The following is a 6,848-nucleotide window of genomic DNA, read 5'->3' on the forward strand; positions in this document are numbered from 1 at the left end:
GCCTGGCCCGGCGCGGCCTCCGCCCCGCCGCCCTCCTGCCCCGGCCGCGCGGCGCGCACCGGCTGGCCATTGCCGATGAAGGTCATCCGCGTGACCCGCTGGCTGCGGTCGGTCGCCTCGCAGGTGGCGCGGTGCCAGGTCTGGCCGTCGGCCGAGAGGCTCAGCTCGCAGCTTCCCTCGACATCCTTGGCGGTGGACTGGCCGCCGATCGCGGTGTGCATGCGGGCCAGGGTCATGTGGTATTCCTCCGGCCGCGGCTGGCGGTCGCTGGCCACCTGGAAGCCGATGGTGACCTCCGGCCCGGATTGCACCGAGAGCAGGATCACCCCTTGCGCGTTCTGCACATAGATCAGCCCGCTGGTGCAGGGGCGCGGGTCGCCATCCACCGTCATCTCGCAACGGCCCGGGGCGCCGATCACCAGGCGCGGCGGCGGCACCGCCGCCTGCGGGGCGGCGGGGACCTGGCCGCCGGTCTGGGCCAGGGCGGGCAGCGGCATCAGCGTGCCGGCGGCGAGCAGCGCGGTCATGATCGGGCGCATCCTGTGTCCTTTCCTGGAACGCGGGCGCCAGGGCAGCCGGCAAATCGGGCGGCGCTGCGGCAGCGGCGGACAAGGCTGCGTGAGGCGCCGCCCCGATATTTTTACATAACCATTCTTATGAGAGAAATTTGGGCCAGAGTAATCGGGCCGGCGGGGCGCCCTGCGGCGCCCCGCCTCCGCACTCAGCCCTCAGCCCAGCGGCTGGTCGTTCAGCACCCGGCCTTCCAGATGGCCGAAGGTCAGGTAGTGTTCCAGCGGGTTCACCCCGGCCGCCGCGACATCCGGGTTGATCCGCAGATAGGCCCCGGCATCGAAGGCGGCGGAGGGCTGACGGCCCTCCTGCCAGCCGAAGCGGCTGTAGTGCTCCAGCGGATCCATGCCGGCCGCCGCGACATCCGTATTGGCCGCCAGGTAGAAGCGGGTGTCGAAATAGGCGTTGGGGTTGCGCCCCTCGACCTGGCCGTGTTGCAGCCAATGCCCGCGCGCATCGACCCCGGCGGCGCCGACATCCGCGTTGGCCAGCAGGTAGTATTCGGCGTCGAACCCGGCCTCGACGCGCTGGCCGATGGCCGGCCCGGTGACGCGGCCCTCGGCCATGCCGTAGTTCAGGTAGTGCTCCAGCGCGCCGAGGCCGGCCCGCGCCACATCGGCGTTGCGCGCCAGGTAGAACTGCGCGTCGAACTGCGCCGAGGGATCGCGCCCCTCGGCCGCGCCATGTTGCAGGTAGTGCTGCAGCGGGTTGAGGCCCGCAGCCTCCACGTCGCCATTGGCCGAGAGATAGCCGCCGGTCGAGAAGACCGCGTTCGGGTCGCGCCCCTCGCGCCAGCCATACTGGTCGTAATGCGCCTCCGCCGTCATGCCGGAGGCCAGCACATCGGCATTGGCCCGCATGTAGTGCAGCGGGTCGAACAGGGTGTTGGCATGGGCCAGCTCGACCAGGCCGTCGGCGAAGCGCACCGCCTCGATGTTGCGCAGCGTCACCGCGCCATCGGCGGCGCTGAGCAGCAGCTCGGCGCCGCTGCGCAGCATCTGGTAGCCGCCGATGCCGCCGGTCAGCACCACCGTGTCATGGCCGGCGCCGCCATCGACCAGCACATTGCCGGATCCCGCCTGCAGCACATCGTCACCGGCGCCGCCCAGCACCTGGCGCACCCCACCCGGCGCCGCCTCCAGCCGCACCACCTGAACATCATCGTAGCGGATGCCGGCATTGCCCCAGTTGTAGAGCGCGACGCTGCCCTGCTCGGTGTCGTGGATCTCGATCGGCTTGGTGAACAGCGCGGTGCCGTCCAGCCAGGCCTGCAGCTTGCCGCCGGCGATCTCGGTGCGCAGGTGATTCTGGCCGGCCGCGTTGTAGCGGGTCGGGCCCTGCCACAGCGTCTGCTCGATGCCGTCCTTCAGGCTGAACAGCTGCGCCAGGCCGGTCTGGTTGTCGAACTCCAGCTTGTAGTAGTTGGCGGCGTCCTGGTAGTGCAGCAGCACGCCGGCGCCGCCGCCGGCCGGGGCGGTGAAGCTCAGCTCCACCGCGTAGTCGGACCAGGACGCGGCGCCCTCGCCCTCATAGACCGCGTAGCTGCCCTTGCGCAGCGCGAAGATGCCGTCGCCGAGCGGGCTCCAGTTCAGGTTCCATTCCGAGCTCGGCGCCGTGTCGCCGCTGCCGCCGAGCTGGCGGCTGTAGCGGTTCGAGCTTTGTTGCAGCGCGCCATCCACCACGCTCCAGCGGGCTTCGAGGCCGATCTCGCCCTCATCGACGAAGCGCCAGCCGGCGGGCGCGCCGGCCGAGAAATCCTCGCGCAGCAGCACGTCCTCGGCCGCGGTGACGATGACCCGCACCGTGTCGCTGTCGCGGCCCTGCGCGCCTTCGAGATCCAGGCGTAGCAGATGCGCGCCCGTCCCCAGGGTGACGCGCGCCTCCGCGCCCTCGGCCAGGGTGCGGCCGTCGATGCTCCAACGGATCAGGCTGGCCTCGTCGAGGCCGAGGCTGGCCAGGGCGGAGAGGTCGATCTCCGCCACCCCGTCGCCATCGCTGTCGATGACGCGGATCGTCTTGCCGGCATCGGCCAGCAGCGTCCCCTGGCGCACCATCATGTCGTCGAAGAAGACCTGGCGCTGGCCCTCGCTGTAGAAGCCGACCGTGCCGCCGGAGAGCGGCGCGGTCGCATCGCGCACCGGGCCGCCGAACAGCGCCTCGCCATCCAGCGTGGCCAGCAGCCGGCCATCCTGCACGGCCAGCTGCACCGCCATGTCGCGGTCGAAGGGGCTGGTCGCCACCTCGCGCGCCAGCACCGTCTCGGTGCCGTTCTGCACCTTGACCAGCAGCCGCTCATGCCGCGCCACGTCGAAGCTCAGCCGGTAGTGGTTGGCATCGTCCTGGTAGTAGGCGACCAGGCCGAAGGCGCGCTGGTCCTCCGCCTGCAACGTGGCGGAGACGGTGTAGCCGGACCAGGCGGCGCTGCCCTGGCCCTGCCAGCTCATGATGCCCGAGCCGCCATCGAAGGCGCGCAGCGTGCCCTCGGCGGCGGCGATGCCCTGCACCGCGACGTCGCGCGAATGCACACTGCCCTTGACCTGCCAGTTGCCGCCCAGGGCGCGCCAGCCCAGCGCGTCGCCATCGTCGAAATTGTCGAAGAACAGGGTGTTGCCATCGGTGACGGCGACCTTCACCAGGTCGGTGCTGGTGGTGCCGCGCGCGTCGGTCGCGCGCAGCGTCAGCCGGTGCAGCCCGGCCTCCAGCGACACCTCGGCGCGGGCGCCGGTCGCCACCAGCTCGCCATCGGCGTTCAGCCACTCATAGCGCACGACCTGGCGCAGCGCGTCGACCGAGCCGCTGCCATCCAGCACCACCAGGGCACCCTCGGCGCCGGCGGCGGCCACCAGCTGGTCGTCACCGGCCTTGGCGCGGAACTGCACGCCCGGCGTGCCGAGCTCGGCGCCGAGCAGCGTCTCCTCATGCCCGCGATAGCGGCCGGTCAGCTGCTGCTGCCCGCCCGAGCCGATCGATTGCGACAGGCTGCCCGTCCCGAAGCTGGCCGCCAGGTCGCCATGGCTGAAATCGAACTGCACGCCGCGCACGCCGGCGGGCGGCGCCGCGAAGGGGCCGGCCGCGGTGGCCCCGCCCAGCGCCGCGACCTCCGCCCCGCTCAGCGCCGCCTCGACGAAGGCGAAGGAGGAGAGGGAGAAGCGCGGCGTCTCGCCGCTGTCATCGGCGAAGATCAGGAAGCCCTGCTCACCGATGTTGTAGGCGGCGCCAACGGTCTGCGTGCCTTGCAGCACGCCGTCGACATACTTCTTCATGGTGAAGGTGGAGCCGCCCTCGCCGATCCGCTCCAGCGTGATGGCGAGCCGGTGCCAGCCATCCAGCGGCAGCCGCCCCTCATCCTGGCCGTCGGTGCCGATCAGCGCGTGGCCTTCACGGAAGTTCAGCCAGAGATCGCCATCGGTGATGTTGTTGAGGTCGCTCTGGAACAGCGAGGCGAGGCCGCCCTGGCTCGGCAGGTACAGATCGTAGACCAGGGTGTAGGCGTCGAAATTGCTGCCGCCATCGGCCGGGGCGAAGCCCGGCTTCACCCGCAGCCCGTTGTTCGGGTCGAATTGCGGCGCGGTGATCGCGTGGCCCTCGCCATCCGGCAGGGCGGGCAGGCCAAGCTCGGCGGTGCTGCCGAAGGTGACCGGCTGGATCGGGATCTGCGGGCCGCCAACGGAGCCGCCCGAGCCGTCACGCGACGGCGCGGCATCGCCGCGCGATCCGGTCAGATACTCGCCCTTCGCGCTCAGATAGGTCTCGGTGTAGACGGCGTTGTTGTCGGGGTCGATGGTCACCAGGCGGATCGCGCCATTGCCGCCATTGCCGCCGGCGGCGGGATTGCCGTTGCCGGTGATCTCGGTGGCCACGCCGTTCTGGTAGTTGACCAGCATCTGGTAGACCGGCTTGCCGGCGTCGTTGTAGCTGACGATGGTTTCCGCGCCGTCGCCGAACACGTGGCCGGAGAAGACGAAGGAGATGCTGGTGTGCTTCGAGACGAAGCCCTGCCACATGTCCTCGCCGTCATTGGCGTTCTCGGCGCTGTTGCCGATGCCGTAATCCTTGCCGGTGCCCTCGGCGAAGAGCGGACCGGAGTAGTTGTCGGCGCGGGTGCCCATATTGGTGTAATGGTGGGTGGTCAGGATGGCGCGCGCCTGCGGGTTGGCGTCCAGCACCTCGCCGGCCCAGCGCAGCACGTCGTCGCGCGCGCCGAATTCCAGCGCCAGCACGATCCACTGCGTGCCATCGGCGCCGGCGAAGCTGTACCAGGCGTTGTTGGTCAGCCCCGGCTCCTGGTCGTAGGTACCGCCCAGGGTGGAGTGCTGCCGCATGTAGTCGACGCTGAAATACTGCGACTGCAGCGAGCTGTAGTTGTTGGCGCTGCCATTGCCGCCCTGGTCGTGGTTGCCCGGCAGCATCGAATAGGGGGAGATGCCGTTCAGCGTGGCGAAGGCCTGCTTGGCGATATCCCACTGCGCCGGCTGGTTGCTGGCCACGACGTCGCCCACGCTCATGACGAAGCGCAGATTCATGGTGGCGGCGTTGTCGGCCAGCCACTGCGTCATGCCGTTCAGGATCTTCTGGCCATTGCCGGCGAAGACATAGTCCTGCGTGTCGGGCAGCACGGCGATGGTGTAGGCGTTCTCGCCCGCCATGCGCAGGCGGAAGCTGTCGGAGACGCTGTTGCCAGCGGCGTCCGTGGCCGTGAGGGTCACATCGTCATAGCCGATGGCGCCCAGCGTCAGCACCAGCTTGCCATCCTGCACCACCGCCCCCGTGACGGTGCGGCCGTCCGATGTGGTGACGCTGTAGCTCAGCCCCTCGCCCTGGAAGATGCCGTCGAGATCGAGCTCCAGGCTCTGCTGCGCGGGCGTGACGCGCTGGTCGGCCAGGCCCTTCAGCAGCACCGGGCCGGCGGAGAGGCCGACCTCCACCATCTGGCCGTCGCCATAGCTCGGGCTGAGCGCGCCGCCGGTGAAGTCGAACTGGGTGGCATTGCCCTCGGCCGGGGCGGTGGGCAGCACGCCGCCGGCCCGCGCCCCGCCCAGCGCGGCGACCTCCGCCTCGCTCATGGCGCGGTCGGTCACGTGCAGGCTGTTCAGCCAGCCCGACCAGGTCTCGCCGTCATCATCGGCGAAGACCATGAAGCCCTTGGCCGGGTCGATGGTGAAGCGCGCCGCGTCGACGCTCTGCTCGCCCACCTTGACGCCATCGATGTACTTGCCGAGCCGCGCGGTGCCGTCGCCGGCATCCTGCACGGTGATGGCGACACGGTGCCAGCTGTCGAAGCGCATCGCTCCGTCATACTGGCCGCTGACGCCAAGGCCGATCGTGCCATCGGCGCCGAGCCGCAGGAACAGGTCGGCATCGCCGCCATTCTCCCGCACCGTCTGCAGCAGCGCGCCGAACTGGCCGTCCTGGCCGCGGGGGATCAGCAGGTCATAGACCAGCGTGTAGCTGGTGAGCGGCGCCTCGCCGCCCGGCAGTATGGCGTAGCCATCGCCCGGCTCGGTCGCGGGGAAGCCGATCACCGCCTCGTTCTGGCTGCCGGGCAGCGGCGTGGCGCCGAGGGCCTCGGCCGGGCCGATCACGCTGCCATCGACGGTGCGGCGGTTCATCGTGCCGTCGCCGAAGCTGGCGGCGAAGTTGCCGCCCTCGAAATCGAACTGCGTGGCGCGGCCGGGCGCCGCGCCGGGGGCGAAGATGCCGCCCGGCTGCGTGCCGCCCAGCGCCTGCATCTGCCCGGCCGAGAGCGCGACATCGGTGAAGGCGAAGCCGGCCAGGAAGCCCGCGGCCACCTCGCCATCCTCGTCGGTCAGCAGCAGGAAGCCGCGGTCGCCATCGATGGTGAAGCGGGCGGTGGAGACGCTCTGCTGCCCGACCACCGCGCCGTCGATGTATTTCACCAGCAGCGAGGTGCCGTTGCCCTGGTCGGCGATGGTGAAGCCGATGCGGTGCCAGCCGGCGCCGCTCGCCGCCCCCTCATACTGGCCGGAGATGCCGGTGCCATAGACCCCTTCCCCGGTCCAGCGCAGGAACAGATCGGCGTCGCTGCTGTTGCCCAGGTCGGTCTGGAACAGCGCGGCGTAGTTCGCCATCGTCTCGGGCCGGATCTGCAGGTCGTAGATCAGGCTGTAGGTGGTGAGGGGCCCGGCGATGCCCGGCTTCACCAGATAGCCCTGCTGGCTGTCGGCGGCGGGGTAGCGCAGCACGCCCTCCGGCGCGTCGGGCAGCGGCGGCAGGCCGAGCGCGCCAAGATCGCCCACCTGCCCGGCCTGCGCCGGGTC

Annotated in this window: 2 protein-coding genes; both read right to left on the reverse strand. The window is 70.6% G+C overall.

What is annotated here, in order from left to right; genetic code table 11:
• A partial coding sequence (locus tag HMPREF0731_RS25745; protein WP_169312309.1) for a hypothetical protein occupies positions 1 to 527 on the reverse strand: 527 nt, incomplete at its 3' end.
• 201 nt (positions 528 to 728) lie between these two features.
• Complete coding sequence (locus HMPREF0731_RS18015; protein WP_157136207.1) at positions 729 to 6,827, reverse strand: LamG-like jellyroll fold domain-containing protein; 6,099 nt, start codon at positions 6,825 to 6,827, stop codon at positions 729 to 731.
• Positions 6,828 to 6,848 lie beyond the last annotated feature (21 nt).

This window comes from Pseudoroseomonas cervicalis ATCC 49957, from assembly GCF_000164635.1.
GTDB classification, from domain to species: Bacteria; Pseudomonadota; Alphaproteobacteria; order Acetobacterales; family Acetobacteraceae; genus Pseudoroseomonas; species Pseudoroseomonas cervicalis.